The sequence below is a fragment of the Collinsella sp. CLA-AP-H1 genome, assembly GCF_040092945.1.
Lineage (GTDB): Bacteria > Actinomycetota > Coriobacteriia > Coriobacteriales > Coriobacteriaceae > Collinsella.
Window position 1 is genome coordinate 1 of record NZ_JBBNKO010000007.1, and the last position, 26,154, is coordinate 26,154.

The 26,154-nt window shown below is 60.8% G+C and carries 31 protein-coding genes; 2 read left to right on the forward strand and 29 right to left on the reverse strand.

Annotation, left to right across the window (positions count from 1 at the left end):
• Window positions 1–464: 464 nt before the first annotated feature.
• A complete protein-coding gene (gene tyrS / locus AAAV44_RS05300; RefSeq protein WP_349114897.1) occupies window positions 465–1,676 on the reverse strand; it encodes a tyrosine--tRNA ligase in 1,212 nt (403 codons plus the stop codon).
• Window positions 1,677–1,773: 97 nt separating this feature from the next.
• Entirely contained in the window at window positions 1,774–3,732 is a 1,959-nt protein-coding gene (locus AAAV44_RS05305) for a U32 family peptidase (protein ID WP_349114898.1), read from the reverse strand.
• Window positions 3,733–3,894: 162 nt separating this feature from the next.
• On the opposite strand from AAAV44_RS05305, the gene AAAV44_RS05310 reads away from it, so the two are divergent.
• Window positions 3,895–6,111: a PBP1A family penicillin-binding protein gene (locus AAAV44_RS05310; protein WP_349114899.1), complete on the forward strand. Its 2,217-nt coding sequence runs from the start codon at window positions 3,895–3,897 to the stop codon at window positions 6,109–6,111.
• Window positions 6,112–6,299: 188 nt separating this feature from the next.
• On the opposite strand, the gene AAAV44_RS05315 is transcribed toward AAAV44_RS05310, so the two are convergent.
• The 23 genes from AAAV44_RS05315 to yqeB all read right to left on the reverse strand — a co-directional run bounded on the left by AAAV44_RS05315 (window position 6,300) and on the right by yqeB (window position 20,868).
• On the reverse strand, window positions 6,300–6,737 hold the full coding sequence (locus AAAV44_RS05315; protein WP_006235280.1) for an ArgR family transcriptional regulator: 438 nt from the start codon (window positions 6,735–6,737) through the stop codon (window positions 6,300–6,302).
• A gap of 128 nt (window positions 6,738–6,865) precedes the next feature.
• On the reverse strand, window positions 6,866–7,906 hold the full coding sequence (locus AAAV44_RS05320) for a glycosyltransferase (RefSeq protein ID WP_349114900.1): 1,041 nt from the start codon (window positions 7,904–7,906) through the stop codon (window positions 6,866–6,868).
• A gap of 161 nt (window positions 7,907–8,067) precedes the next feature.
• Window positions 8,068–8,892, reverse strand: coding sequence for a tRNA pseudouridine(38-40) synthase TruA (truA, locus tag AAAV44_RS05325; RefSeq protein WP_349114902.1), 825 nt, complete (start codon window positions 8,890–8,892; stop codon window positions 8,068–8,070).
• 92 nt (window positions 8,893–8,984) lie between these two features.
• Window positions 8,985–9,452 (reverse strand): 50S ribosomal protein L17, encoded by a 468-nt coding sequence (rplQ, locus tag AAAV44_RS05330; RefSeq protein WP_006235277.1) that lies wholly within the window; start codon window positions 9,450–9,452, stop codon window positions 8,985–8,987.
• A gap of 30 nt (window positions 9,453–9,482) precedes the next feature.
• Window positions 9,483–10,424, reverse strand: coding sequence for a DNA-directed RNA polymerase subunit alpha (locus AAAV44_RS05335; RefSeq protein ID WP_006235276.1), 942 nt, complete (start codon window positions 10,422–10,424; stop codon window positions 9,483–9,485).
• A 32-nt stretch (window positions 10,425–10,456) separates the two neighbouring features.
• Window positions 10,457–11,053 carry a 30S ribosomal protein S4 gene (rpsD, locus tag AAAV44_RS05340; protein ID WP_006235275.1) on the reverse strand — a complete coding sequence of 199 codons (597 nt, stop codon included), beginning with the start codon at window positions 11,051–11,053 and terminating at the stop codon, window positions 10,457–10,459.
• Between the two features lie 19 nt (window positions 11,054–11,072).
• Window positions 11,073–11,477: a 30S ribosomal protein S11 gene (gene rpsK / locus AAAV44_RS05345; protein WP_006235274.1), complete on the reverse strand. Its 405-nt coding sequence runs from the start codon at window positions 11,475–11,477 to the stop codon at window positions 11,073–11,075.
• A 14-nt stretch (window positions 11,478–11,491) separates the two neighbouring features.
• On the reverse strand, window positions 11,492–11,866 hold the full coding sequence (gene rpsM, locus AAAV44_RS05350) for a 30S ribosomal protein S13 (protein WP_022094275.1): 375 nt from the start codon (window positions 11,864–11,866) through the stop codon (window positions 11,492–11,494).
• Window positions 11,867–11,880: 14 nt separating this feature from the next.
• Complete coding sequence (gene rpmJ, locus AAAV44_RS05355; RefSeq protein WP_006363204.1) at window positions 11,881–11,994, reverse strand: 50S ribosomal protein L36; 114 nt, start codon at window positions 11,992–11,994, stop codon at window positions 11,881–11,883.
• A gap of 150 nt (window positions 11,995–12,144) precedes the next feature.
• Window positions 12,145–12,363 carry a translation initiation factor IF-1 gene (infA, locus tag AAAV44_RS05360; protein ID WP_035137443.1) on the reverse strand — a complete coding sequence of 73 codons (219 nt, stop codon included), beginning with the start codon at window positions 12,361–12,363 and terminating at the stop codon, window positions 12,145–12,147.
• 104 nt (window positions 12,364–12,467) lie between these two features.
• Window positions 12,468–13,256, reverse strand: coding sequence for a type I methionyl aminopeptidase (gene map, locus AAAV44_RS05365; RefSeq protein ID WP_117854455.1), 789 nt, complete (start codon window positions 13,254–13,256; stop codon window positions 12,468–12,470).
• On the reverse strand, window positions 13,253–13,879 hold the full coding sequence (locus AAAV44_RS05370; RefSeq protein WP_006235269.1) for an adenylate kinase: 627 nt from the start codon (window positions 13,877–13,879) through the stop codon (window positions 13,253–13,255). The genes map and AAAV44_RS05370 overlap by 4 nt, the downstream gene beginning before the upstream one ends.
• An 18-nt stretch (window positions 13,880–13,897) precedes the next feature.
• Window positions 13,898–15,184, reverse strand: coding sequence for a preprotein translocase subunit SecY (secY, locus tag AAAV44_RS05375; RefSeq protein WP_349114905.1), 1,287 nt, complete (start codon window positions 15,182–15,184; stop codon window positions 13,898–13,900).
• Window positions 15,178–15,627 (reverse strand): 50S ribosomal protein L15, encoded by a 450-nt coding sequence (gene rplO, locus AAAV44_RS05380; RefSeq protein ID WP_006235267.1) that lies wholly within the window; start codon window positions 15,625–15,627, stop codon window positions 15,178–15,180. The genes secY and rplO overlap by 7 nt, the downstream gene beginning before the upstream one ends.
• Window positions 15,628–15,630: 3 nt before the next feature.
• Complete coding sequence (rpmD, locus tag AAAV44_RS05385; RefSeq protein WP_006235266.1) at window positions 15,631–15,813, reverse strand: 50S ribosomal protein L30; 183 nt, start codon at window positions 15,811–15,813, stop codon at window positions 15,631–15,633.
• A gap of 2 nt (window positions 15,814–15,815) precedes the next feature.
• Window positions 15,816–16,340 (reverse strand): 30S ribosomal protein S5, encoded by a 525-nt coding sequence (gene rpsE, locus AAAV44_RS05390; RefSeq protein ID WP_022094279.1) that lies wholly within the window; start codon window positions 16,338–16,340, stop codon window positions 15,816–15,818.
• A gap of 14 nt (window positions 16,341–16,354) precedes the next feature.
• Window positions 16,355–16,723: a 50S ribosomal protein L18 gene (gene rplR, locus AAAV44_RS05395; protein WP_055252235.1), complete on the reverse strand. Its 369-nt coding sequence runs from the start codon at window positions 16,721–16,723 to the stop codon at window positions 16,355–16,357.
• A gap of 75 nt (window positions 16,724–16,798) precedes the next feature.
• Window positions 16,799–17,335 carry a 50S ribosomal protein L6 gene (gene rplF / locus AAAV44_RS05400; protein WP_006235263.1) on the reverse strand — a complete coding sequence of 179 codons (537 nt, stop codon included), beginning with the start codon at window positions 17,333–17,335 and terminating at the stop codon, window positions 16,799–16,801.
• Window positions 17,336–17,368: 33 nt separating this feature from the next.
• Window positions 17,369–17,767 (reverse strand): 30S ribosomal protein S8, encoded by a 399-nt coding sequence (gene rpsH / locus AAAV44_RS05405; RefSeq protein ID WP_006235262.1) that lies wholly within the window; start codon window positions 17,765–17,767, stop codon window positions 17,369–17,371.
• Between the two features lie 119 nt (window positions 17,768–17,886).
• Complete coding sequence (locus tag AAAV44_RS05410) at window positions 17,887–18,072, reverse strand: type Z 30S ribosomal protein S14 (protein ID WP_349114907.1); 186 nt, start codon at window positions 18,070–18,072, stop codon at window positions 17,887–17,889.
• A 79-nt stretch (window positions 18,073–18,151) separates the two neighbouring features.
• Window positions 18,152–18,709: a 50S ribosomal protein L5 gene (gene rplE / locus AAAV44_RS05415; protein WP_006235260.1), complete on the reverse strand. Its 558-nt coding sequence runs from the start codon at window positions 18,707–18,709 to the stop codon at window positions 18,152–18,154.
• A 311-nt stretch (window positions 18,710–19,020) separates the two neighbouring features.
• Complete coding sequence (locus tag AAAV44_RS05420) at window positions 19,021–20,064, reverse strand: XdhC family protein (RefSeq protein ID WP_349114908.1); 1,044 nt, start codon at window positions 20,062–20,064, stop codon at window positions 19,021–19,023.
• Between the two features lie 9 nt (window positions 20,065–20,073).
• On the reverse strand, window positions 20,074–20,868 hold the full coding sequence (yqeB, locus tag AAAV44_RS05425; protein WP_349114909.1) for a selenium-dependent molybdenum cofactor biosynthesis protein YqeB: 795 nt from the start codon (window positions 20,866–20,868) through the stop codon (window positions 20,074–20,076).
• Between the two features lie 102 nt (window positions 20,869–20,970).
• Here yqeB and yqeC point away from each other — a divergent pair, with 102 nt between their 5' ends.
• Window positions 20,971–21,708 carry a selenium cofactor biosynthesis protein YqeC gene (gene yqeC, locus AAAV44_RS05430; RefSeq protein ID WP_349114911.1) on the forward strand — a complete coding sequence of 246 codons (738 nt, stop codon included), beginning with the start codon at window positions 20,971–20,973 and terminating at the stop codon, window positions 21,706–21,708.
• Window positions 21,709–21,713: 5 nt separating this feature from the next.
• Here the strand turns inward: yqeC and hydA are convergent, their stop codons facing one another.
• From hydA to ygeW, 4 genes are all read right to left on the reverse strand, one after another.
• Window positions 21,714–23,081: a dihydropyrimidinase gene (gene hydA / locus AAAV44_RS05435; RefSeq protein WP_349114912.1), complete on the reverse strand. Its 1,368-nt coding sequence runs from the start codon at window positions 23,079–23,081 to the stop codon at window positions 21,714–21,716.
• An 8-nt stretch (window positions 23,082–23,089) separates the two neighbouring features.
• Window positions 23,090–23,704, reverse strand: coding sequence for a nucleotidyltransferase family protein (locus AAAV44_RS05440; RefSeq protein ID WP_349114914.1), 615 nt, complete (start codon window positions 23,702–23,704; stop codon window positions 23,090–23,092).
• 177 nt (window positions 23,705–23,881) lie between these two features.
• Window positions 23,882–24,832 carry a carbamate kinase gene (arcC, locus tag AAAV44_RS05445; protein WP_349114916.1) on the reverse strand — a complete coding sequence of 317 codons (951 nt, stop codon included), beginning with the start codon at window positions 24,830–24,832 and terminating at the stop codon, window positions 23,882–23,884.
• Window positions 24,833–24,846: 14 nt separating this feature from the next.
• The gene (ygeW, locus tag AAAV44_RS05450; protein ID WP_349114917.1) at window positions 24,847–26,049 is read right to left on the reverse strand and encodes a knotted carbamoyltransferase YgeW; all 1,203 of its coding nucleotides are present in this window, start codon (window positions 26,047–26,049) and stop codon (window positions 24,847–24,849) included.
• Between the last annotated feature and the right edge of the window lie 105 nt (window positions 26,050–26,154).

Genomic DNA, 26,154 nt, shown 5'->3' on the forward strand with positions numbered 1-26,154 from the left:
GGATTGCCCAGCGAGAGATCGCCGCGGGCGGATATTAAACTGCAAAGACGAGCGTCGGTAAGACACGCCGAGGTCGCCGCGGACGGGCTGATATAGGGAGAGGGCCTGACCCCATATCGTTGGGGCCGGGCCCGATTTTGCCTCTTGACAATGTCCTGCTCATATTAAAAGGAACGTCCCTAACTGCCGCATCCGGAGCAAGGCAATGCCGCGGGTAGAGGGCGCAATAGTCGTTGGGGACGTTCTTAAACGACTAGTCATTCAAGAACGTCCCCAACGACTGCTTTGCGACCAAAGCGACGCCGATGTTTTGGCAACGCCAGCGAGCGGGCCGCATTTGAGACAAGGTGACGTGAAACGAAAGGGCGCTGACCTTCTGGTCGCGCCCTTGAAGTTGAACGTCAGATTGTCCAAATGCGGCCCGCGCAGCGTCGAGCCGTTACGCGGTTCGTAGAACCGCGTAACTAAATCAACTTAAAGCCCTTGCGCTTGCCTACGGAGAGGGTGTCGCCCAGCTTGAGGGCGCTGGGGTCGATGTTGTAGCTCTTGGGAGCCACGGCCTTGCCGTTGATCTTGACGCCGCCACCGTCAATGTCGCGACGGGCCTGGCCGGCGCTCGCCGAAAGGCCCAGGTCCTTAAGCAGGCCTGCGAGGTAGATCTGGCCCTCGTCGTTGACGGTCAGCTCGACGTGCTTCTCGGGGAAGTCGGCAAGCTGGCCCTCCTTGAACACGCGGTCGAACTCGGCCTGAGCCTCGTCGCCGGCACCGGCGCCGTGATAGGTATCGCACAGGTCGCGGCCCAGTGCACGCTTGAGCTCATAGGGATCGGCGGAACCGTCGGCCAGGGCGGCGTCGATCTTGTCGACCTCGGCCGGGGTGAGCGAGCTGGCCAGACGATAGTACTTGCCGATCATCTCGTCGGGGATGGACATGGTCTTGCCGAACATATCCTTGGGCGCGTCGGTCAGGCCGATGTAGTTGCCGTAGGACTTGGACATCTTGCGCACGCCGTCGGTGCCCTCGAGCAGCGGCATGGTAAGCGCGATCTGCGGCTCCATGCCCATCTTCTCCATGAGCTCGCGACCAGCGAGCAGGTTGAAGAGCTGGTCGGTGCCGCCCATCTCCACGTCGGCCTTGATCTGAACGGAGTCGAAGGCCTGCATCACGGGGTACAGGAACTCGTGCAGGGCGATCGGCGTCTGGGACTGGTAGCGCTTGGTAAAGTCATCGCGCTCGAGGATGCGGGCGACGGTGAACTTGGAGCACACCTGCAGCAGGCCGGCCAGATCCATCGACAGGATCCAGTCGCCGTTGTGCACGATGGTGGTCTTCTCGGGATCCAGGATCTTCATGGCCTGGCTCACGTAGGTCTCGGCGTTGGCCTCGATCTGCTCCTGCGAAAGCTGCGGGCGGGTGGAGTTCTTGCCCGAAGGATCGCCGATCAGTGCGGTGCCGTTACCGATGATGAGGGTGACCTTGTGGCCCAGGTCCTGGAACTGACGCATCTTGCGCAGGGGCACGGCGTGGCCCAGGTGCAGGTCGGGGCTGGTGGGATCGACGCCGAGCTTGATGTTGAGGGGCTCGCCCTTCTCAAGCTTCTTGCGAAGGTCGGCCTCGGGGACGATCTGCGCGGCGCCCGAGGTGATGATACGCATTTGCTCGTCAACAGACAGCATTGGGTATCCTCCTTTTGCTATAGCACCCTCACCGGATACGGCGGTGCTCGAAGTTCATAAACCCACTAATAATAACCAAAACGGCGCGACCGAACACCTACGACAGGAAAATCCTCGTCCTGCCGCACGCGTCAACGGCGACCGGCAGACGTGTACCGTCACGCTCGACCAGATAGCGTACCTGCCGACGACGCAAGCAGTCGCGGCAACGGACCTGTCCCGTCGCATCGGTAGCGCAGACGCCCTCGGCGGTCAGCAGGCAGTGCTCGCACACCATAAGCTCGGGACGGTCGGCGTCGACCGGACCCCAGACGCCGGGTTCAGCAGCCAGTTCGGCAATACGCTCCGCATCATTGCCGAGCAACTCGGCCGGCAAGTACACCCGCCCCGCACCGAGTTCGCGCAGCCAGGCAAGCGTAGCCCGATTCGCGCAGAACACCGGCGCCGCCACGTCAAACGTCACGCCCAGCTCGCGAGCGATCACCACCTGTCCCAGGTTGCGGCAGACGACGCGCCCGGCACGCTGCATCAGTGAGCGGGTCCGGTCAGCGTCACCCGTGCGGCACACCTCGTCAAGCACCACAACGGCGTCGGACAAATCGAGTTCTCCGCGCGGGTCGGCATCCATCAGCTGCCAAGCAAAAACCATGCGAGTGGGAACCGCGCACTCCACCAACTCCGTCGACGCACCGCCATCCACCGCAACGCCCTCAAAGGGCAGCACCTCAACGGCACGCGCAACGGGCGCAATCGCATCCGCCTCGGCCCGCATGCGCTCCAACACCGCCGCCGTCTGATCCAACACGCCGGCGCTGCGAATCAGGTATACCTCGCAGCCCGTGCCCACCTTACGCTTGCAATGCACGACGACGCGCTCCCCCGCTGCGGCATCCACCGGGCAGGGCACCTGCGGCCAGCGCTTGGGCACATCGGGACGCGCGTCGACACCCGGATAGAACCGAATCTCGAGCGTGTCACCCGCCGCCACGGCGGCGTCGAACTCAACGGTCACCTCTTCGTGGCCCACAGCGACCAAGCGTCCCACGCGCACGCCCTGGTTAATTGCGCGCTCAAAGCTCATCAGCTCGGCACCCGAACGCCCTCGCAGGTACGCATCGGTAAACCCACGGTTAAACGACCTTCCCAGCTCGCGTTCAAGCTCTTCCACGGCACCGGGGTCCCACGCGTCGTCGCGCAGCATATCGAGCGCCCGGCGCCACACCCGCACCACATTGAATACGTAATCGGGGTTCTTCATGCGCCCCTCGATCTTGAGCGACGCCACGCCGGCATCTACAAGCTCGGGCAGATGCGCAATACCCAGATAGTCGCGCGGGCACAACAGGCGATCCCCTTCGACGGCGACAACGCTCTGCCCCGCCTCGTCCACCAGGTCGTACGCCAGACGGCACGGCTGCGTGCAGTCGCCGCGCATCGCCGAGCGCCCACGCCGCAGGGCCGAGAACTCGCACGCCCCCGAATAGCCGATGCAAATCGCACCGTGGCAGAATACCTCGATGGGCACGCCCGTGGCACATAGCGCCGCAATCTCGTCGACCGTCAGCTCGCGCGCCGTCGTCACACGCTCGACCCCCAGCTCATCGGCGGCAAGCCGCACGGCGTCTTCGCTATGAACGCCCGCCTGCGTGGACAGGTGAATCTCGACCCCGGGAATAGCCGCGCTCAGCACGCAGGCCAACCCGGCATCGGCGACAATCAGAGCATCGGCGCCCAGCTCCAGTGCATGAGCTCCCAACGCCACCGCGTCGGACAACTCATCGTCAAACACGAACACGTTGAGCGTCACGTACACGCGCACGCCATGGGCATGCGCCACGGCGCAGCCGCGCGCAAACTCGTCATCCGTAAAGCCATGCGCGCTCACGCGGGCGTTAAAGCCGCCCAACCCCGCATAGATGGCATCGGCACCCGCGGCGATGGCCGCAAGCATCTGGTCGAGTCCGCCCGCCGGCGCCAGCAGCTCGGGCAGCGCCGCACCGGCAGCATCCAATCCAGTCTCGTATTGTCCGCTCGGCCCCATCGCCCGAATCGCCATCGGCAAACTCCTTACCAAGGTATGCATTCACTCTGAAAAATGCCGTCTTCCAGCATACACGAGGCCTCGCGCGCCCCGTTTGGTTTATCGTGTAATAACTTATGTCCATCCTGCCTCGACGGCACATCCGCCGCCCGGCACGACATACCTGGAGGTCAATATATGGGTCCTCGCCAACGACAGGGACGCAGCCGTTCAAAGACGCATGCTCTGCCCATAATCCTGCTCTCATTTTTAGGCTTTCTGCTGATTGCGGGCGTGGCATTTGGCATCGGCATGGTCGGCAACGTCAACCGCTGGCTGTCCGATCTGCCCGACTACACCGACGCCAACGCGTATCTGGTGAGCGAGCCCACCGAGATCGTCGACTGCAACGGCAACAAGATCGCGAGCTTCTACACGCAAAACCGCAAGTCCATCACCAAGGACGAGGTCTCCCCCTACGTGCTGCAGGGCACCGTTGACGTCGAGGACGAGCGCTTCTACGAGCACGGCGGTATCGACCTGTGGGGTATCGCGCGTGCTGCGGTGGCAACCCTCGGCGGCGGGCACGAAGGCGCCTCGACTATCACCCAGCAGCTGGTGCGCAACACCATTCTGCAGGAGGAGCAGTTCGACTCGACCATCGAGCGTAAGGTGCGCGAGGCCTACATCGCCGTCAAGATGGAGGACATGTACTCCAAAGACGAGATCCTCATGATGTACCTCAACACCATCTATTACGGCCACGGCGCCTACGGCATCGAGGCCGCAGCCGAGACCTACCTGTCCAAGAGCGCCGCCGACCTCACCCTGAGCGAAGCCGCACTGTTGATCGGCCTTCCCAACTCGCCTTCGCAGTACGACCCCACGGTCAATCCCGATCTGGCACTGTCTCGCCGCAACAAGGTCCTCGACAACATGTTGCGCCTGGGCCACATTACGCAGGAGGAGCACGATGCCGCACAGGCCGAGCCCATCACCCTCAACGTGACCGAAATCTCGGGCAGCGGCGTCGACGTATACTCGCAGCCCTACTTTGTCGCCTATGTTAAGCAGCTGCTGGAGCAGGAGTTCTCGACCGACGTGCTCTTTAAGGGCGGTCTGACCGTCAAGACCACCATCGACCCCACGATGCAGCAGGTGGCAGAAAATGCCGTCCGCGAGCAGCTCGACACGCTCTCGCTCGACGGCCTGGACATGGGCATGGTCGTCGTCGATCCCAAGACCGGCTACATCAAGTGCATGGTGGGCGGCTACGACTACAACGCCGACGAGAACCATGTGAACCACGCTACGGCGAAGCGCCCCGTGGGCTCCACGTTTAAGGCCTTTACGCTGGCAACTGCCATCCAAAACGGCATGAACCCCAACGTCACCCTCAACTGCAACTCGCCGCTCAAGGCCAAGGGCACCACGACCGAGGTCCAAAACTACGCCAACCATAGCTATGGCAACATCACGCTTAAGCAGGCGACGGCATACTCCTCCAACACCGGTTACATCCAGGTGGCGGAAGCCGTCGGCAACAGCAAGATCATCTCGCTCGTCAAAAAGCTCGGCATCGATCCCGCCAAGGACAACATCGAGGACGTTCCCGTCATGACGCTCGGCACCGGCTCGATCTCGCCGCTCGAGATGGCCGCCGCCTACGCGACGTTTGCCAACGGCGGCTACTATCGCCAGCCGATCGCCATCACCGAGATTGACTCTCGTACCGGTTCGGTGCTGTACCAGCACACGGACAATCCCTCACAGGTGCTTACCGAGGGCGAGGCCGCCGCGGTCACCGATGTTCTGTCCGGCGTCATGCAGGGCGGCGGTACGGGTGCTGCCGGTGCCCTGAGCGTCAACCAGCCCTATGCCGGCAAGACGGGCACCACCGACAACACCACCAACCTGTGGTTCTGCGGCTATACCCCGCAGCTGGCGTGCGCCCTGTGGACCGGCTATTCCGCGGGCGAGATCCCCATCCAAAAATACGGCACGGACCTGCTGGGCGACAGCACCAACCTGCCTGTCTTTAAGCGGTTTATGAACACCGTTCTGACCGGTACCGAGCGCGAGGAGTTTGCGACCGGAACGGCGCCCACCTACAAGAACAACAGCGTCTGGAAGTTCTACGGCACCAACAACTCCAAGAAGACGGAGAACGACGACAAGGACGAGAACGAGGACGAAGAGGAAACCACCACAACGACTACCACGACGACCACGACCACCGAGACCACGGGCGGCGACACCACCGGCGGCACCGGTACGACCGGTGGCTCGACGGGCGGCTCCACTGGTGGTTCGACCGGCGGCGATGGCGGCACGCCTACGCCTACGCCTACGCCTACGCCTACGCCTACACCCACTCCCGACCCCTCGCCCACGCCTGACGATACGGTCGGCTAGAAATCATCCGGCCATAAGCAACAAGGCCCCCGAGCAGCTTATTAAACTGCTCGGGGGCCTTTTAGTTTAAAGCGACCTGGTGGGCGGTCTTTATACCGGCAAACAAAAAAGGGGGTACCGACCAACGTCGATACCCCTTACAAGCCACTATGTCAGCGCGCGCAGTGCCGAGCGCTCGACCCGCACGTCTACTTGCGAGAATTGCTCAGCTTATTGATCAGCGCCTCAAGACGCTCGCCGTCCTCGGCCGTCTGGGCAATAACCAAAATCGTATCGTTGCCGGCAAGCGAGCCAAGCACATCGGGCAACTCTGCCGCATCAACGGCGGCGGCGATGCCGGAAGCCGTGCCAGGCTGAGCCTTGATCATAACCAGATTATCGGTACGCAGAACGCCCGTAACGAGCTCGGAAACCATACGCTGCAGGTGCAGATCCTCTGCCAGAACATAGATGCCCTCAGGGAGCTTACGCAGCCCCATGTCGGCAATATCACGAGAGACAGTCGCCTGCGTGCAATCAAAACCCATAGCACGGAGCTCATCGACCAGCACGCGCTGCGTGCGGACGTCCTTATTGCGCACAATATCTCTAATGGCATCCTGGCGCCCATTGCGTTTTTTAGCCATACAAACCCTCACTCCAAAAGATGGCGGAGACAATCAATGATTGAATAGTTTAACGCTATTTGAAGGCTTTTGTGTATAAGAACGCATTTCGAAACAATTCTATGCAAGTTTGTTTCGAAATGAGCCGTTTAGGCGGTTTTTGCGCCCGTCCGGTTAAGAAAAGCTGCCAGATGCGTACACATCACGCAGCGCGCGGGCTTGGCGCTGGCGATCGGCCCAAACAACAGACCGAGCCCCCGATGGTTATCCTTGAGCGCGGCGACCATCTGACGGGTTCGAGGCGCCTCGAGCATATCACGCATACGGGCGGAACGCTCGATTGAGGACACTCCATGCGGGCTCAGACACAAATTCTCGATGCAGGCGACCAGTCCGGCAAAGTAGAACTTTTGGGTTGCCAGCTTGAGCCGACCACCGCTATCTGCTTCCGAGAGTGAGTCCGCAAGCTCGTCGAGCGCTCGGGTGTCATCGGATACCTTGGCATACATGGTGGGATCAAAGGCATCTGTAAGCTTAGGTGCCGCCGCGTGGAAACAAGCGTCGCCGCATCCGGAGACGCGCTGCGCCCGCGAGAGCGAGCACGCCATAAACCCAACTGTGCGAAACGCCTTGTCGTACAAAAGGCATGCCTCAAACAGCGGACGGCTATACATCACGCCAGAGGTCTGAACGACTAGGCCGCCTAAAATCAACTGGGGCAGCCCGGTCACCATCGAAGACTTGTCTTCAATGACAATAGGGGCAACATCCAAGACGCGCGAATGGCGCTCTCGATGTGCATCATAGCGGTCGAGCGACACCGTGGGGAACACTATGTCTGCCGCAGTATCGCACGCGATATCGACCATCTTGGAAAGGGACTGCGGAGCAAACCACTCATCGGCGTTCATAGCGATGATTTGAGAGCCACGCGAGGCAGCAAAACCGGCACGAAGACAAGCACCGCGCTTCGCGTCCTCGACGTCAATCAAATCAATATGGATGTCCCTGTCGGCAGCAACTTGAAGCGAATGGCGCACACCGGGCGCAGCATCGCGGCAGACAACGACAATCTGCAAATCGTAGAGGTCTTGGTTCTGGATACTCTCGAGCGCACGCATCGCATAGCTGGGCGAACCTTCTACCACAAGGATCACCGAAAGTCGCGGGTGCGAGCCACGTCGAACCAAGTTATCCGTCCTCTCGACAGCAATGAATCAAACCGTGGTTCATGGTACACCCCGCCAATAAAAGCAATGAGACACCGGTTGTATTGCACGCCAAGAACAGATGTTGCACACGCGCAGCCCACAGATGACGGGTTTCGACGCACGACGCGTCGAGCCCTCCCCTAGTCGAGCACGACGAGCTCGGCGGGATCGTAATCCACGCCCATAAACGTAAGGCCGCAGGCAGGAGCCGTGGGGCCCGCAGCGGTACGGTCGCAAGCATCGATGACCTCGCGCATCCACTCGGGTTCACGGCGATGCATGCCAATCTCGACAAGCGTGCCCACGATCGTACGGACCATCGAATGCAGGAACGCATTGCCCTCGATGGTAAACGTCAGGATATCCTCGCCAAAGGCCACCTCATGGCCAAACTCGGCACGCATCACGCAGCGATGCGTGGGCTTGCCAACGGCCGAGGCAACCTTGCAAAAGCTCTTAAAGTCCTGCTCACCCAAAAGCGCAGGGCAGGCGGCCGCCATCGCATCGACGTCGAGGGGATAGCGATGCCACCACACGGCACCGCGGGACAGCACGGGGCGCGCATCTCGATCGGCAATACGGTACGTATACGTACGGGAACGCGCGTCAAAACGTGCAGAAAAGCCTTTACGGGCCTTGTAGACCTCGTTTATGGCGATATCTTTGGGCAGCAGGGCATCCATGGCCCGCAGCCACCTACGGCGCGTACAAGCGAGCTCAGCGTCCGTTACGGGCACGCTGATGTACTGAGCCACGGCATGCACGCCGGCATCGGTACGCCCCGCGCACGTCAGATCGATCGGACGGCGAAGCAGCGTCTCGATAGCGCGGCGCAGCTCACCCGCAACCGTCGTCTGTCCCGGCTGCTCGGCAAATCCGCTATACGACGAGCCATCATAGACCACGCGAAATACGAGCGTGGCGTCAAGCTCGGGGGTCGAATTGAAATCAGACGGCGCAGTCATGGGCGCTCCCAACAAACAAGTAACGGTATCGCGACAAAAAAAGAGGGGTACGCGAACGTACCCCTCGAATATAGCCTATGCAGACGGAATGTCTACTCAGCGGTCTCCTCAGCAGGAGCCTCCTCGACAGCCTCGACCTTCTTGGGAGCAGCGGCCTTCTTGGGGGCCGGAGCAGCCTTCTTGGCCTTAGGCGTGCAAGGCTCGGTGACGAGCTCCATGATAACGATGGGAGCGTTGTCGCCCTTGCGGTTGCCGAGCTTCATGATGCGGGTATAACCGCCGTTGCGGTCCTGCCACATGCCCTGAGCAGCCTTGTCGAAGATCTCGGCAACGAGCTGCTTATCGCCGAGCTTGGCGATAGCCAGACGACGAGAGTGCAGGTCGCCCTTCTTGGCCCAGGTGATGATCGGATCGACGACCGAACGCAGCGCCTTAGCGCGGGTCTCGGTGGTCTTGATGCGGTCGTTCTCGAAGAGGGCCTTAGCAAGGCTCTTCTTCATGGCCTTGGTGTGGCTCGCATCGGTGCCGAGCTTCAGGCCCTTCTTAACGTTGTGACGCATGGTCTAGTTTCTCCTCAAATATGCGAAGCATTAAGCCTTCAGGCTCAGGCCCATGGACTCAAGCTTGTCCTTCACTTCCTCGATCGACTTAACACCGAAGTTACGGATGTTGAGCAGATCATTCTCCGAGAACTCAACGAGCTGACGGACCGAGTGAATGCTGGCGCGCTTAAGGCAGTTGTAGGAACGGACGGAAAGGTCCAGATCCTCGATCTGCTTGTCCAGCTCGGCGTTGTCGTTGGTGACCTCGGGAGCGAAGATCGAAGCCTCCTCCTCGACCTCGGGGGTCTCGGCAAGGTTCATAAAGGCGGCCATATGCTGGTTGATGATATTGGCAGCCTGGACCACGGCGTCGCGCGGGGCGATGGAACCGTTGGTCTCGATCTCGAGGACAAGGCGGTCGTAGTCGGTATGCTGGCCGACACGGCAAGCCTCAACGAGCTTGGCGCAACGGGACACCGGCGAGTACAGCGAGTCGACGTGGATCACACCGATGGGATCGTTGTCACGCTTGTTAGCCTCGCCAGAAACATAGCCGCGGCCATAGCCGATGCGCATGCTCATGGTGAGATGGCCACCCTCGGTGAGCGTAGCAATGTGCTGCTCGGGGTTGACCAGCTCAAACTCGGACGGAATAAAGAAGTCCGCACCGGTGACCTCGCAGGGGCCGTCAACCGAGATGGTTGCGGTCGCCTCGTCGGTCGTGCCGAGAGCCCTGAAGACAAGACCCTTGACATTCAGGACGATGTCGGTGACATCCTCGACCATGTTAGGGATGGTCATGAACTCGTGCTGCGCACCATCGATCTGAATAGCCTCGACGGCGGCACCCTCGAGCGAGGACAGAAGAACGCGACGAAGGGAGTTACCCAGCGTATCGCCGTAACCACGCTCGAGCGGCTCGACGGAGACACGAGCAGACGTCTCGTTGATCTCTTCGACCTGAACCTGAGGCCTAATGAATTCTGACATGTATTACCTCCAGCCTCAGCAGCCCGGATGGACTACTTAGAGTAGAGCTCGACGATGAGCTGCTCGTTGATATCACCGCTGATCTGCTCACGCGTCGGCAGAGCGAGCACGTTACCAGACAGCTTCTCGATATCGACCTCGAGCCAGCCAGGGACCTCAAAGCGCTCGGAGGAAATCAGGGCCTCCTTGATGGGGAGGAGGTCACGGAACTTCTCGCCGACAGCGACGACGTCGCCGGCCTTGACGCGGTAGGACGGGATGTCCACGCGCTTGCCGTTCACGGTGAAGTGACCGTGACGGACGGACTGACGAGCCTCTTTGCGGGTGCGGGCGAAGCCAAGACGGAAGACGACGTTGTCGAGGCGAGACTCAAGAATGATCATGAGGTTCTCACCGGTGACGCCGTTCATCTTACGGGCCTTGTTGAAGTAGCCGTGGAACTGCTTCTCCAGAACGCCATAGATGAACTTGACCTTCTGCTTCTCGCGCAGCTGCATGCCGTACTCAGATTCCTTGCGACGGCGCTTGGGCTGACGGATAGATTCCTTCTTGCTGCTGTAACCGAGCTCAGCGGGATCGATCCCGAGCTGACGGCAGCGCTTAAGAACAGGAGTCCTGTCGATTGCCATATTGATACGATCCTTTCAGTTACACGCGGCGACGCTTCTTGGGGCGGCAGCCGTTGTGCGGAATGGGGGTCTTGTCCTGGATGCTCGAGACCTCGAGGCCAGCAGCCTGGAGGGAGCGGATGGCGGTCTCACGACCGGAGCCGGGGCCCTTGACGAAGACGGAAACCTTCTTCATACCGTGCTCCATGGCCTGCTTGGCAGCAGCCTCGGCAGCCATCTGGGCAGCGAACGGCGTGGACTTACGGGAGCCCTTGAAGCCCACCTGGCCAGCCGACTTCCAGGAAATGACGTTGCCCTGGGGATCGGTGATCGAAACGATCGTGTTGTTGAACGTAGAACGAATGTGAGCCTGGCCCACGGAAATGTTCTTACGGTCCGCGCGCTTCAGACGGGCAGCGCGAACGTTCTTCTTAGCAGTAGCCATCTATCTAGCGCTCCTTATTTCTTCTTCTTAGCACCGATCTGACGCTTCGGGCCCTTGCGGGTACGAGCGTTAGTGTGGGTGCGCTGGCCGCGGACCGGGAGGCCCTTGCGGTGACGAAGGCCGCGGTTGCAGCCGATGTCCATAAGGCGCTTGACGTTCTGGTTGCGCTCACGGCGGAGGTCGCCCTCAACCATGATCTGGTTCTTATCGATATAATCGCGGATGGCGTTAACCTCATCCTCGGTGAGGTCCTTAACGCGCGTATCCACGTTAACGTTGCACTCGACGCAAATCTTCGTCGCAGTGGTGCGGCCGATGCCGTAAATGTAGGTCAGACCGATCTCAACGCGCTTCTCACGCGGGAGGTCGACACCATTAATACGGGCCAACGTAGTCTCCTCTCTTAACCCTGACGCTGCTTATGACGGGGGTTCTCGCAAATGACGAGGACCTTGCCATGGCGCCTAATGATTTTGCACTTATCGCACATCTTCTTGACCGAAGGACGTACCTTCATCGTTCTTCCTTTCGGTAGCGCTCAAACTACTTCCCTACTATCTACTCGCCCAGCCGCAGGCGTTTAAAACTATGGCTGGTCTTCACACACAATCCGACCGTAGGTTGAGCTAAGCCTGCAGTCGGAAATGGAGTGCGTGTATGCGTGCCGCTATTTGTAGCGATAGGTGATGCGGCCGCGGGTCAGGTCGTACGGGGAAAGCTCCACGACAACCCTGTCACCGGGGAGAATACGGATGTAATTCATTCGAATCTTGCCAGAAATGTTGCACAGAACCGAATGACCGTTCTCGAGCTCGACCTTAAACATGGCGTTGGGCAACGGTTCCTTTACCGTACCCTCGAGCTCAATTGCGTCTTCCTTCTTCACAAGCAATCATCTTTCTCTAGAAAACGACAGCGATTGAGTATTCTACAACACGTATGCACGCATCGTAATAACTTCGTAATGGCTCCACAACTAAGTGGAACTTGTTACATTTCTCCGCCTTGGAGGGAGCACCAAGCACCTTGGGCATCCGTGGTGAGAATCACCGGACCGTCATTGGTAATGGCGACGGTGTTCTCGTAGTGCGCGGCGGGCAGATGGTCGTTGGTCGTAACAATCCAACCGTCGGAGCCCGTGCTCACATGGTTGGAACCCATCGTAACCATCGGCTCGATGGCAATGACCATGCCGGCCTGGAGGCGAACTCCCCTCCCCTTCTTTCCATAGTTAGGAACGTTGGGGTCCTCGTGCATCACGCGGCCAATGCCATGGCCCACATAGTCACGAAGCACGCCATAGCCGTGAGACTCGGCGAGAGACTGAACGGCATAACCGACGTCCCCGATATGGTTACCGGGGACAGCCTGCTCGATGGCAGCCTTAAGGCAATCGCGCGTAACCTCGCACAGGGCCTTGGCCTCGGGCGTAGGGTTGCCGACGAAAAACGTCCAAGCGTTATCGCCAACCCAACCGTCGACAACGGCTCCCGTATCGATGGAGATGATATCGCCATCGCGCAGGATCATGTCGGGATTGGGAATACCATGGACCACGGCATCGTTAATCGATGCGCAAATGGTCCCCGGAAACCCGCCGTAACCCTTAAAGGCCGGGGTGCCGCCATGCATGCGGATAATCTGCTCCGCGAGCTGATCGAGTTCAAAGGTCGAAACGCCGGGGCGCACCATGGCTCCAACGTGGCGGAGCGCCATCTTAGATAGCGCTCCTGCTTTCTTCATCTGCTCGATTTGCGTTGCAGACTTAATCTTGATCATAGACCGAGAGCCTCTTTGACATCCCCGTACACGGTCTCGCGAGCCTGGTCACCGTTGACCGACTTGAGCAGACCCTGGCCGCGATAGTAGTCGACGAGCGGGCTCGTGGACTTCTCGTAGACGTCGAGACGGTTCTTGATGGTCTCGGGCTTGTCATCGTCGCGCTGATACATCTCGCCACCACACTTGGGGCAGGTGGCATCGGCAGCGGTGCCGGTGTAACCGCAGGCGCGGCAGGTGCGACGCGAAGACAGACGATCGATGATGACCTCGGGGGCCACATCGACCAGAAGGGCGCAGTCGATCTCGCGACCCATGGCCGAAAGCTCGGAATCGAGCGTCACAGCCTGGGCAGTGTTGCGCGGGAAGCCGTCAAGGATGAAGCCCTGCTGGGCGTCATCGGCGGCAAGGCGCTCCTTGACAAGGTCGATCACGAGCTGGTCGGGAACGAGCTCGCCAGCGTCCATGTACTTCTTAGCCTGAATACCAAGCTCGGTGCCACCCTTGACGGCAGCACGCAGCAGGTCGCCCGTGGAAATGTGGGCGACGCCAAACTCGGCGACGAGCTCCTGTGCGACGGTGCCCTTACCGGCACCCGGAGCTCCGAGCAATACGAGGTTCATGAGCAATCCTCCTCTAGCCTATTTAAAGAATCCATCGTAATCATACATCTTGATCTGGCCTTCGAGCTTATCGACCGTGTCGAGCACGACGCCGACCATGATGAGGATGGACGTGCCACCAAATGCCTGGATCAGATGGTTACCCGTGAAGGAGAAGATGATCGAAGGCACGATGGCGATGAGCGCCAAAAAGACAGCGCTGGGAAGCGTGATCTTGTTGAGCGCGTTCTTGATGTAGGCCGCGGTAGCCCTACCCGGACGCACGCCCGGAATAAAGCCGCCCTGCTTCTTAAGGTTGTCGGCCGTGTCATCGGGGTTGAACACCATGGAGGTGTAGAAGTACGCGAAGAACACGATGAGGACAACGTTAAGCACCCAGTTGAGCCAACCGGTCGAAAGCGCGGAGGCAACTGCCTGGATCCAGCCGATGCCGGGGAAGAACACGGCAATCTGGGCCGGGAAGTACAGCAGCGCCGATGCGAAGATGATCGGCACGACACCCGCGGTGTTGACCTTGATGGGCAGGTAGGTGGTCTGACCACCCATCATGCGACGGCCCACGACGCGCTTAGCGTAGGAAACCGGGATGCGGCGCTGGCCGCGCTCAAGGAAAACAATCAGCGGGATAACCAGCAGGATGATGGCGCAGATGATCACCATGGTGATGATGCCACCGGCGTTACCCTCGGTGCTGGAGAAGATAGCCTGCGGCAGACCGGCCATGATGTTCGCAAAGATGATCAGCGACATGCCATTGCCGATACCGCGCTGGGTGATGAGCTCACCAATCCACATGATCAGCATGGCACCCGCGGTGAGCGTACCGACAATCATGATGTCAAAGATGATCTCGGGAGCACCGGCACCATTGAAACTGATGTTGAAGCTCTTAAAGAGGAAAAGGTAACCCACGGAGTTGAGGATTGCCAGAGCCAGGGTGAGGTAACGCGAATACTGCGTAATCTTGGTCTGACCGACCTCGCCCTCGCGGGAAAGCTCATGCAGGGAAGGCACAACGGCCTGGAGCATCTGGAGGATGATCGAGCTGGTGATGTAAGGCATGATGCCCAGCGAAAACACCGACACATAGCTCAACGCGCCGCCAGAGAAAAGATTCAGGAGGGCCATAGCACCTGCGGCGACCGAACTGTTATCGGTCGAGAAAAGGCCCAGCATCCCCTGGAAGGGAATGCCGGGCACAGGAACGTGCGCACCAATGCGGTACACGACGAGCATAGCTATGGTAAAAAGAATCTTTTCGCGCAATTCTTTGATGCGGAAAGCATTCTTAAGACCATTTAGCACGGCAGCTCGACCTTTCCGCCGGCGGCCTCGATCTTGGCCTGCGCAGAAGCACTGACCTTGTCGACCTTGACCGTGAACTTCTTGGTGAGCTCACCATTGCCGAGCACCTTGACGGGCTCGAACTCGCTCTTGGTGATGCGAGCGGCCTTAAGAGCGGCACCGTCGATCACAGCGCCATCCTCGAACTTACGCTCGAGACGCTCAACGTTAACAGCGGTGTACTCGATACGACGGGGGTTGCGGAAGCCCGGAAGCTTGGGCAGGCGCATAGCCAGCGGAGTCTGGCCGCCCTCGAAGCCGGCACCCTTGGTGCCGCCAGAGCGGGAACCCTGGCCCTTCTGGCCGCGGCCAGAAGTGGTGCCGTGACCCGAAGAATTGCCACGGCCGACGCGCTTACGGTTCTTGGTGGAACCGGGCGCGGGAGTAAGATCGTGAAGCTGCATTTGCTACTCCTCTACAATCTCGACAAGGTGCTTGACCTTGAAGATCATGCCGCGGACGGACTCGTTGTCAGCAATCTCGCGAACCTCGCGGATCCTGTGGAGACCGAGGGCACGGACAGTACGGACCTGGTCCTGCTTGCAACCATTGGTGCTGCGGACCTGCTTGATCTTGATGGTGTCAGCCATGCTTAGTTCTCCTTACCGACGAACATCTCGGAGACCGTCAGGCCACGGCGAGCCGCGACGTCCTCAGGGCTGGAGAGCTCCTTGAGGCCCTCGACGGCAGCCTTGATGATGTTGAGGCCGTTGTCGGTACCGAGGGACTTGGACAGGACGTTCTTGATGCCAGCAAGCTCAAAGAGGGGACGCACAGCGCCGCCGGCGATAACGCCGGTACCCTCGACAGCGGGCTTGATGATGATGCGACCGGCACCAAAGTGGCCGAGAACCTCGTGCGGGATGGTGCCCTGATCGGTCACCGGCACGTGGAACATGTTCTTCTTGGCATCGAGAGACGCCTTGGAGATGGCCATGGGCACCTCAGCGGACTTGCCCATGCCAACGCCGACGTTACCCTTGCCGTCGCCAACGACGACGAGAGCGACGAGGCTCATGCGACGACCACCCTTGACGGTCTTCGACACGCGGTTGATGTAAACGACGCGCTCCTCGAACTCGGAGGCCTCGCGCTGCTGCTTCTGATTACGAGCCATGTGCTACATACCTCCTAGAACTCGAGACCGGCGGCACGAGCACCGTCGGCGAGGGCCTTGACGCGGCCATGGTAGATACGGCCACCACGATCGAAGGCGACCTTGGTGATGCCGGCCTCGATGGCGCGCTTGCCAACGAGCTGACCGACCTTCTCCGCAGCCTCCTTGTTCGAGGTGTGGGTGCCCTTGAACTCGGCCTCGAGGGTCGAGGCAGAGACGAGCGTCAGGCTGGAGCCCTTGCTGTCGTCGATGATCTGGGCATAGATGTTGGCGTTAGTACGGGTCACGCGAAGACGCGGACGCTCGGCGGTACCCGAGACCTTGCCGCGAACACGACGCTGACGACGCTTGAGGCCTTCCAGCTTCGCCTTATGCTTGTTCATACGTAAACTCCTAAAAAGGTTGATCTTGCCAGCACCTGACGGGGTGCTGGTCTTATGCGAGTGAGTCGGTTACGACTACTTGGCGGCCTTACCCAGCTTGCGGCGGATGTGCTCGCCAACATAGTGGATACCCTTGCCCTTGTAAGGCTCGGGAGGACGATGACCGCGGATCTCAGCGGCGATCTGACCGACCTGCTGCTTGTTGATACCCTTGACGTTCACGTGGGTGTTGTCGGGAACCTCGAAGGTAATGCCCTCGGGAGCCTCGACGATCACGGGGTGCGAGAAGCCCAGGGAGAACTCGAGGTTCTTACCCTTCTGCTGCACGCGGTAACCGACGCCGGCGAGCTCGAGCTTCTTCTCGAAGCCCTCGGAAACGCCGACAACCATGTTGTGGATGAGGGCGCGGGTGAGGCCGTGGCGGGCACGGGTCTCACGCTCGTCGTCGGGACGGGAAACGGTGAGGACGTTGTCCTCGACGTTGATAGCGAGCTTCTCAAAGACATCGAGCTCGAGCTGGCCCTTGGGGCCCTTGACGACAACGTTGTTGCCGTTGACTGCCACTTCGACTCCGGCGGGAATCTGGACAGGCTTATTACCGATACGAGACACGGTGATCTCCTTTCCTTCTACCTACCGAGCGAATTACCAGACGTAAGCGATGATCTCGCCGCCGACGTTGTGCTTGCGAGCATCGCGGTCGGTCATGACGCCATGGCTGGTGGAAATAATGGCGGTACCAAGGCCACCGCGGACGCGGGGCATGTCGGCAACGCCGGTGTACTTACGCAGGCCCGGCTTGGAAATGCGGCGGATGCCGTTGATGACCTTAGCCTTCTTGGGACCATACTTAAGCGTGATGTGCAGAGTCTTCTGGGGAACGGTGTCCTCGACATCGTAGCCCTCGATGTAGCCCTCCTCGTGCAGAACACGAGCGATCTCGACGAGCTTCTTGCTGCTCGGCATGGAGACCGTGGCCTTGTTCACAGAGTTAGCGTTACGGATGCGCGTAAGCATATCTGCGATCGGGTCTGTAAGGTTCATACAGATTCTCCTTCGTTCTTGATGAACACGTGCTCTTGGTTCTTCGCCGCCCTTAACGGCAAAGCCTAACTAGCGCGTTTTCCCTGTTCCAAACGGATGCTTGAAACGCTGGTAGTGACTTACCAGCTGGCCTTCCTAACGCCGGGAAGCTCGCCCTTGAGTGCAAGCTCACGGAAGCAGACACGGCACAGGCCGAACTTGCGGTACACAGAGTGCGGACGGCCGCAGCGCTGGCAGCGCGTGTACTCACGAGTAGAGAACTTCTGCTTGCGATTGCACTTGACGATCATCGATGTCTTAGCCACTTATATCCTCCTCACATAGAGTATTGTTCGCCCCAAGCGCCGCCCCCTTGTGGGAACGGCGCTTATAGGGCAGGTGAACCTATTTCTTGAACGGGAAACCGAAGGCGTCCAGAAGGGCCTTGGCCTCCTCATCGGTATTGGCGGTGGTCACGAAAGTGATGTCCATACCGCGCTGGTGATCGACGGAGTCGAAGTCGATCTCGGGGAAGATGAGCTGCTCGGTGACGCCCATGGAGAAGTTACCACGGCCGTCGAAGCTCTTGGCGGAAATGCCGCGGAAGTCGCGGATACGGGGGATCGCGACGGAGGTCAGACGATCGAAGAACTCCCACATACGATCGCCACGCAGGGTAACCTTGCAGCCGATCGGCATACCAGCGCGCAGGCGGAAGGTAGCGATGGACTTGCGGGCACGGGTGATCATCGGCTGCTGGCCGGTGATGGCGCGCAGGTCGCGCACGGCACCGTCGATGGCCTTGGAATCGGTAGCGGCCTCGCCGACACCCATGTTCACGACGATCTTCTCAAACTTGGGGATCATCATGACGTTCTCGTACTGGAACTTGTCCTGAAGCTGCTGCTTGACCTCGTTGTTGTACTTGGTCTTCAGACGCGGCACATACTTCTCTTCTGCCATTGTTCACTCCTTCTTGGGGTTTTAAGCACGGGGCGTGGCCACGATGGGTTGTCCTCGTGCCTCCTGGCTGCATCCGCGCCGCTCATGGCATTTTGCGGTTTGGACTCGACGCAGCAGGAGCCGACAAAACAATCGGTACTATACGCGCATCGGGAGCGTATTTCCAGAAAAACCTCGTCTGCCTGCACAACTCCACAACTCCCCCGCACAAATGGATCCCAAAAAGCAGTTGCGGTGAAATAGGGACTGTTTGACGGCTTAGCAGGCATAAACAGTCCCTATTTCACCGCAACTTATTGATGGGGATGCGACTAGCGCTTGCGGGGGACGAGTTTGGTGCGGCGCAAGTGGATCATCTCGGCGGCGATGGAGATGGCGATCTCCTCGGGGTCCTCGGCCTGAATGGCAACGCCGATCGGCAGGTGCAGCTCGTCGATCTGGTCCCGCGCAAAGCCCTCCTGCTCCAGGCGGGCCCGTACAAAGGCCGTCTTGCGGCGCGATCCCAGACAGCCCAGATAGGCGGGTTTGGCGCGCATCACCTGAATCACCACGTCGATATCGGACTTGTGGCCTGCCGTGGCCACGACCACCAAGTCGCGCGGACCGATGGGGCACAGCTCGCTCAGGTTCTTGTAGTCGACCAGGCGACGATCGTAGACACCAGGCACCCATTCGGGCGTCAGCGTGCCGGGGCGGTCATCGCACGCCACGACGGCAAAGCCCGCCGCCGTGAGCACACGCGCCGTCGCGGCGCCCACGTGTCCGCAGCCGAAGATGTAGGTCAGGCCCTCGGGGCAGAGCGTCTCGATGTGCGCCGGGGGAATCTCGGAGGCGGCGTTGGTGTAGGTGACCTTACTCCCCTCCTCCACCAGCGAAAGCTCGGGGCAGCCGACAATGGTATGGCGCGATGCCTCGCCATGGTACTCAGCCGTATCGCCCTCGAGGGCCTGGATGACAAACGGTTCAAAGTCGATAACGAAGTCACCGATGCGTCGATACTCCAAGACGTCGGCAATTTTCTGGAACAACGGCACCTGCGATACATCCAGATGCAGGTAGCACAGGCAGATGGCTCCGCCGCAGATCATGCCGGTATCGGAGTTCTCGCCGCCCATGGTGTAGCGGACCAGACGCGATTGCCCTGCTGCCAGCAGCTCACGCGCCTCGTCCAGCGCAAAAAGCTCGATCTTGCCGCCGCCGATGGTGCCCGCTTGGCTGCCATCGGCAAAGACGGCCATCCAGGCGCCCACGCCGCGCGGCGATGACCCTGCCGTGCCGGCAACTACCACCAGCTCGCACGTCTTACCAGCCTTCAGAGCGCCAAGCGCAGCATTCACCACATCGAGCTTTTCCATTGCAATTTCCTATCCCTGGAATACACCGGTGAGCATGGCGAGCGCCTCGAGCACGCCGCCGCCGACCGACGTCGCCTTGTCCGAAATATAGTTGATATAGCTGGCATCGCCGCGCGGGTCGACGTCGGCACATTTAAAGCCCTCGGTCACCTGAACGCCGTCGGCCAAAAGGCCGCGCAAGCAGCCGTCAATCTGCGTGACCATGGGAGTATCACCCGCATACCCGATCACGTCGCCGGCACTCACGATGTCGCCGATCGCGCGGTCGGACCTAAACACGCCGGCGGCGGGGCTGTGGATAACGCGCTCTTTGCCATAGCCGGCGATAATGCCCGGCACGCCCGTGTTGGGCTGGGGCGAGCCCTGGGTGATGACGCGGCCGAGAAAATGCCCACGCATGGTCTCGACCACGGCGTCGCAATCGACCGGCGCGGTAAAGCCCGGCCCCACGGCGATGACGGCAGGCGCCATGTCGCGCGTGGTGCCCAAGTTGCGCTTAGCCAAAATCGCGTCGACCACGGCAGCGGGCTTCAGTTCGCCGAGCATCTTGGCCTGGGGGTCTACCGCAACGGCGACGTCTCCGGCCTCGGTAATTGCAAGCGCCTCTGCCGGCGTCTGCGCCAAGCGAGCGCGAATGCCCTCGACCTGGACCTCGCCCAGGCGAATGGCCTCGCAAAAACTGATTGTGCGACGGATGCACGTGGGGACCGCGATATCGGCCATAACGACCGACACGCCGGTGCGTACCAAACGGGCAGCGACGCCCGTGGCGATATCGCCGGCGCCGCGAACATAAACGAGCATTCCCGGGGCACCTCCCTGTGCTACGGTTTGAGCAGAGCAAAAGCGGTTCGACCGCTACTCTGATGATTATTTATTATCACAGTATTATACGGCGGTGAACAGATGGAAACGGTTAGCGGCAATCTTGCCTCGGCGCTCAGGATCGAGCCGGGCATTACCGCGATTATCGGCAGCGGCGGCAAGTCGACCTTGCTCAAGACACTGGGTCTTGAGCTCATGCGCGCTGGCGGCCGCGTGCTCCTCTGCACCACCACGCATATGTTTCCCGTCGCCGGCGTGCCATGGGACGGGTCGAATCGTCGCCTGGACGCCGCGCCTTGGAAGCCGGGCGCCTTACACGCCCCAGGCTGCACCTGCGAGGCCTGCGCGGGCCTTGCGCGTGGAAGCATCTGCCAGGCAGGCGTCTTGGACCCGGAGACAGGCAAGCTCTCCGCCCCCGCCGAGCCGCTCGGCGAGCTGGCGCAGCGCTTTGACTACGTCCTGGCCGAGGCGGACGGCAGCAAGCGGCTCCCGCTCAAGGCCCACGCCGCCTGGGAGCCGGTGATTCCCGCCGCCACGGCCAACATCGTCTGGGTCGTCGGCGCCTCGGGGCTCGGCAAGCCCATCAACGAAGCCGTCCACCGCCCCGAGCTCTTTTGCGAGCGTTGCGGCTGCGAGCTCACCGACATCGCCACGCCCGAGCGCGTCGCCCAGGTGCTCAATGCCGAGATGCAGGCGCTGGAGCTCAGCACCGCACGCGTCATGCTCAACCAAGTCGACACGCTCAGCGACCCCACGATGGCCGACCGCTTTGAGGCAGCTCTCGACCGCCCCCTCATCGCCACCAACCTCCAGGGATAGCCCCGTTAGCGGGGGACGTAGCGGCCGGGTTGGGCTCCAGTGGGCTCGCCGTCGCGCGCAGCCAGCACGCCGTTCACAAACACAGCCTTGGCGCGGCCATGTGCCTCAAAGCCCTCGAGTGGCGTGTAGTCCACAGCCTGATGCTGCGTCGCGGCACTGATCGTCCAGCGTGCCTTGGGATCCCACACGCACACGTCGGCATCGGCACCCTCGGCAAGACAGCCCTTGCGCGGATACATGCCAAAGACGCGCGCCGGGTTCTCGCTCATCAAGCGGCACAGATCCTCGGGGCCCAGCTGTCCCTCAAAGCTCGTAGCGATCGCGACGGGGCGATGCTCCACACCGGGCCCGCCGTTGGGAATCGCGCGGAAGTCGTCGCGCCCGCGGTCCTTTTGCCCGTGCAGGTTAAAGCTGCAGTGGTCGGTCGCGATCGTATCGATCTCGCCGGCCACAAGCGCCTCGCGCAGTGCCGCACGGTCACCCGCATGGCGCAGCGGCGGGCTCATCACATACTTGGCACCCGCAAAGCCGTCCTCGCCCTGCTCCAAATAGCACGTATCGTCGAGCATCAGATACTGAGGGCAGGTCTCGACATAGATATTCTTCTGCCCGCGCGCTTTGGCGGCACGGATGGCCTCGAGCCCCAGCTTGGTCGAAAGGTGCACCACGTTGACCGGAGCGTCCCCGGCCAGGTGTGCCAGATACAGCAGACGGCTCACGGCCTCGGCCTCACACACATCCGGACGGCTGAGTGCATGCCCCTCGGGCCCGTGGATACCCTGCTCAAACACGCGCTTCTGCAGCTCATTCACCAACGTGCCGTTCTCGCAATGCACGCACAGGATACCGCCCACGCGCTTGAGCTCCTCCAGCACCTCGAGCGTCTCGGCATCGTCCAAGCGTAGGTGGTCGTAGGCAAAGTAGGTCTTAAACGACGATACGCCCGCCTCGCGCATGGCCGAAAGATCGGTGCGGTTGCGCTCGTTCCACTCGGCGAGTGCCATATGAAAGGCGTAGTTAGCCGTGCAGGTTCCGTCGGCGCGGCGATGCCACTCGGCCAAGGCATCGGGCATGGTCACGCCGCGATCGGCCGTCGCGTAGTCCACGATGGTCGTCGTACCGCCGCAGGCAGCCGCACGCGTACCGGTCTCAAAGCTATCGGCCGTCCAATCCATGCCTGTCCAGCACTGCATGTGCGTGTGGCCGTCGATAAAGCCGGGGAACACCCAGCAGTCGGTAGCGTCCTGGACGGTATCGCCCTCGGCTGGCTCGATTGCCGCGGCAATCCGCACAATCTTTTCGCCCTCCATGGCAAGATCGGCGCGGCGAAGCCCCTGGGGCGTCACGAGCGCGCCGTTTTTGATGATGATCATGTTGCTCCTTATTGATTCATACAGTTGGCCACGCGATCAAAATACGAGCAGGCCGCGATATGCTCCGTTATGCGTCGCTGTCCCTCGGCGGTATCGACATCCCACAGCTCATAGGCGCGCGCTTCGACCAGTACCACGTCGGTACGGCCCTTGAGGATCGAACCGCCGCCGTCCTTGCCCTCAAGACACATAAGTGCATCGAACAGTTCCGCCGGAAAGAGCACCGGGCTCGAAGGCTCGCCGTTGCACGCAAGACGCACCGGATGCTTGCGGCCGCGCTCGTCAAACGCGCGAACCATGGCCTCAAATGAATCCGAACTCACAAGCGGCTGGTCGCCCGGCAAAAAGAGGCAGCCTTTCCAGTTGCGATCGACCCCCCACGAAAGGCCCGCACGGACGCTTTCGCTGCGCAGCTTGCCATCGTGCAGCACGCACGGGCAATGCTTGTCCTCGCAAATCTGGGCGACCTCGGGCCAACGCGTCGAAACCACGACGTCAAAGCCCCGGGGAACCGAATCGATAGTCCGGGCAATCAGTGGCTTGCCATAGATATCGGCGAGCATCTTGTTAGAGCCAAACCGCTTGCCCTCGCCCGAAGCCATAATGACGCAACCGAGTTTCATCTCCGCAAACCTCCCCTGGCTGCCTTGGACACCATATTTGCTATACCCACCATAGCAAGCTCGCACTCCGTCGGAACAGGCACGCACTCGTTTTCCAGCGAACGCCCCTTGGCTCCCCATAGCACAAAGGAGGGCACCCCGCGCCGCAGGGCACCCTCCTCAATGGTGCAGACATGCCTACTCAGCGTCGCCGGTAAACGTGGTACCGGTCTTGCCGGCAAGGCCATCGCGCGCCTTCTCGAGCAGCGTGATGAGCGCTGTGCGGCCCGGCTTGCTCTCGGCAAACGTCGAGGCGGCCTGAACCTTGGGCAGCATGGAGCCGCGACCGAACTCGTTGGCCTCGGACAGACGCTTTACGTCAGCCGCGGTCAGTGTGTCGAGCCACTGCTCGTGGTCGGTGCCAAAGCCAATGGCAACCTTCTCCACGGCCGTCAGGATAATCAGAGCATCGGCGTCGAGCTGCTCGGCGAGCTTCTCGGCCGCAAAGTCCTTATCGATGACGGCGGCAGCGCCCTTAAGGTGGTTGCCCTGGGACTTGGTGACGGGAATGCCGCCACCGCCGCAGGAGATCACCACATGGTTGGACTCGACGAGCGACTTAATGGTGTCGAGCTCGACGATGTTCACGGGCTTGGGCGAGGCGACCACGCGACGGAAGCCCTGCTTCTCGTCGTGGATGAACTGATAGCCGCGGTCGGCCTCCAGCTCCTTGGCCTCGGCCTCGCTCATCCACGGACCGATCGGCTTGACCGGGTCGGCAAAGGCCGGATCGTCTGCCGCAACCTCAACCTGGGTGAGCACGGTGGCGACACCCTTGTCGATATTGCGGTCGAGCATTTCCTCGCGCAGGGCGTTTTGCAGGTCATAGCCAATGTAGCCCTGGCTCATGGCGCCGCAAACGGACAGCGGGCCGGGAATGTACTTCTGAGGATTAGAACGCGTGAGCTCGGCCATCGCATTGGCGATCATGCCCACCTGGGGGCCGTTGCCATGCACGACGACGACCTCGTTGCCCTCCTCGATCAGGTCGACAATGGCCTTGGAAGTCGTCTTGACGGCCTCCATCTGCTCGGGAAGGTTGGCGCCGAGGGCGTTTCCACCCAGGGCGACAACAATACGCTTAGCCATTTCTCAGCCCAGCTTTAGGCCTGGAACCAGCGGGCGGTGTTGCGCTCGTCGAGGGCCTTGAGGGCGGCGGCGGGATCGGCAACCTTCTGCAGGAACATCATGGCAGCGATGGCGTACGGCTTGTAGCTGGCCTCCTTGTACATGCCCACGCGGTGCATGTCGAAGACGTCGGCGTTGACCTCGCCGTGCTCGCAGGAGACACCGGAGATGTCGGCGGGCAGCGGGTGCATAAAGATGGTGTCCTGGCCGTTGGCAGTCTTCTCCATGAGCTCGGTCGTGGAGCACCAATCCTGATGCGTAGCGTTCTGAGCGAGCAGTTCCTTCTCGAGCGCAGCGATGCCGGCGTCGTCGCCCTCGGCGTACAGGTTGGTACGCTTCTCCATGGCGGCAAACGGAGCCCAGCTCTTGGGGATCACGATGTCGGCGCCCTCGAAGGCCTCGGCCATGGTGTTGACCTGCTTAAAGGTGGTGCCGGACTCGGCGGCGTAGCCCTTAGCGCGCTCGACGACCTCGGGCATGAGGTCGTAGCCCTCGGGGTGAGCCAGGGTGACGTCCATGCCAAAGCGGGGCAGCAGGCTGATCAGCGACTGCGGGCAGGACAGTGGCTTGCCGTAAGAGGGCGAATAGGCCCAGGTGACAGCAACCTTCTTGCCCTTGAGGTTCTCGAGGCCGCCAAACTCGTTGATGAGGTAAAGCATGTCGGCAGAGGACTGCGTGGGGTGATCGGAATCGGACTGCAGGGAGATGAGCGTGGGACGGTGATCCAGAACGCCATCCTTGTAGGCCTGCTGGACAGACTCGGAGACCTCGGCCATGTAGGCGTCGCCCTTGCCGATGTACATGTCGTCGCGGATGCCGATGACATCGGCCATGAAGGAGATCATGGTAGCGGTCTCGCGGACGGTCTCGCCGTGAGCGATCTGGGACTTCTTCTCGTCCAGGTCCTGCAGCTCAAGGCCGAGCAGGTTGGCGGCCTTAGAGAAGGAGAAGCGTGTACGGGTGGAGTTGTCGCGGAACAGGGAGACGGCCAGGCCCGAGTCGAAGATCTTGGACGAGACGTTGTTCTCACGCAGCTCGCGCAGTGCGTCGGCGACGATGTAGAGCGCCTTGAGCTCATCGGTGGTCTTGTCCCAGGTGTGCAGGAAGTCGCTGCCGTACATACCCTTAAAATCGAGGCCGTTCAGCTGCTCGACGAGCTCGGTAAACTTAGCGTCCATGGAAATGTCCTTTCTAAAGATGAAACGATCGCAATGAGTAGATGTGCTCCGGCATGCGCGTGTGACTAGAACATACAGAGCACCATGACGAGGACCCGCCACCGT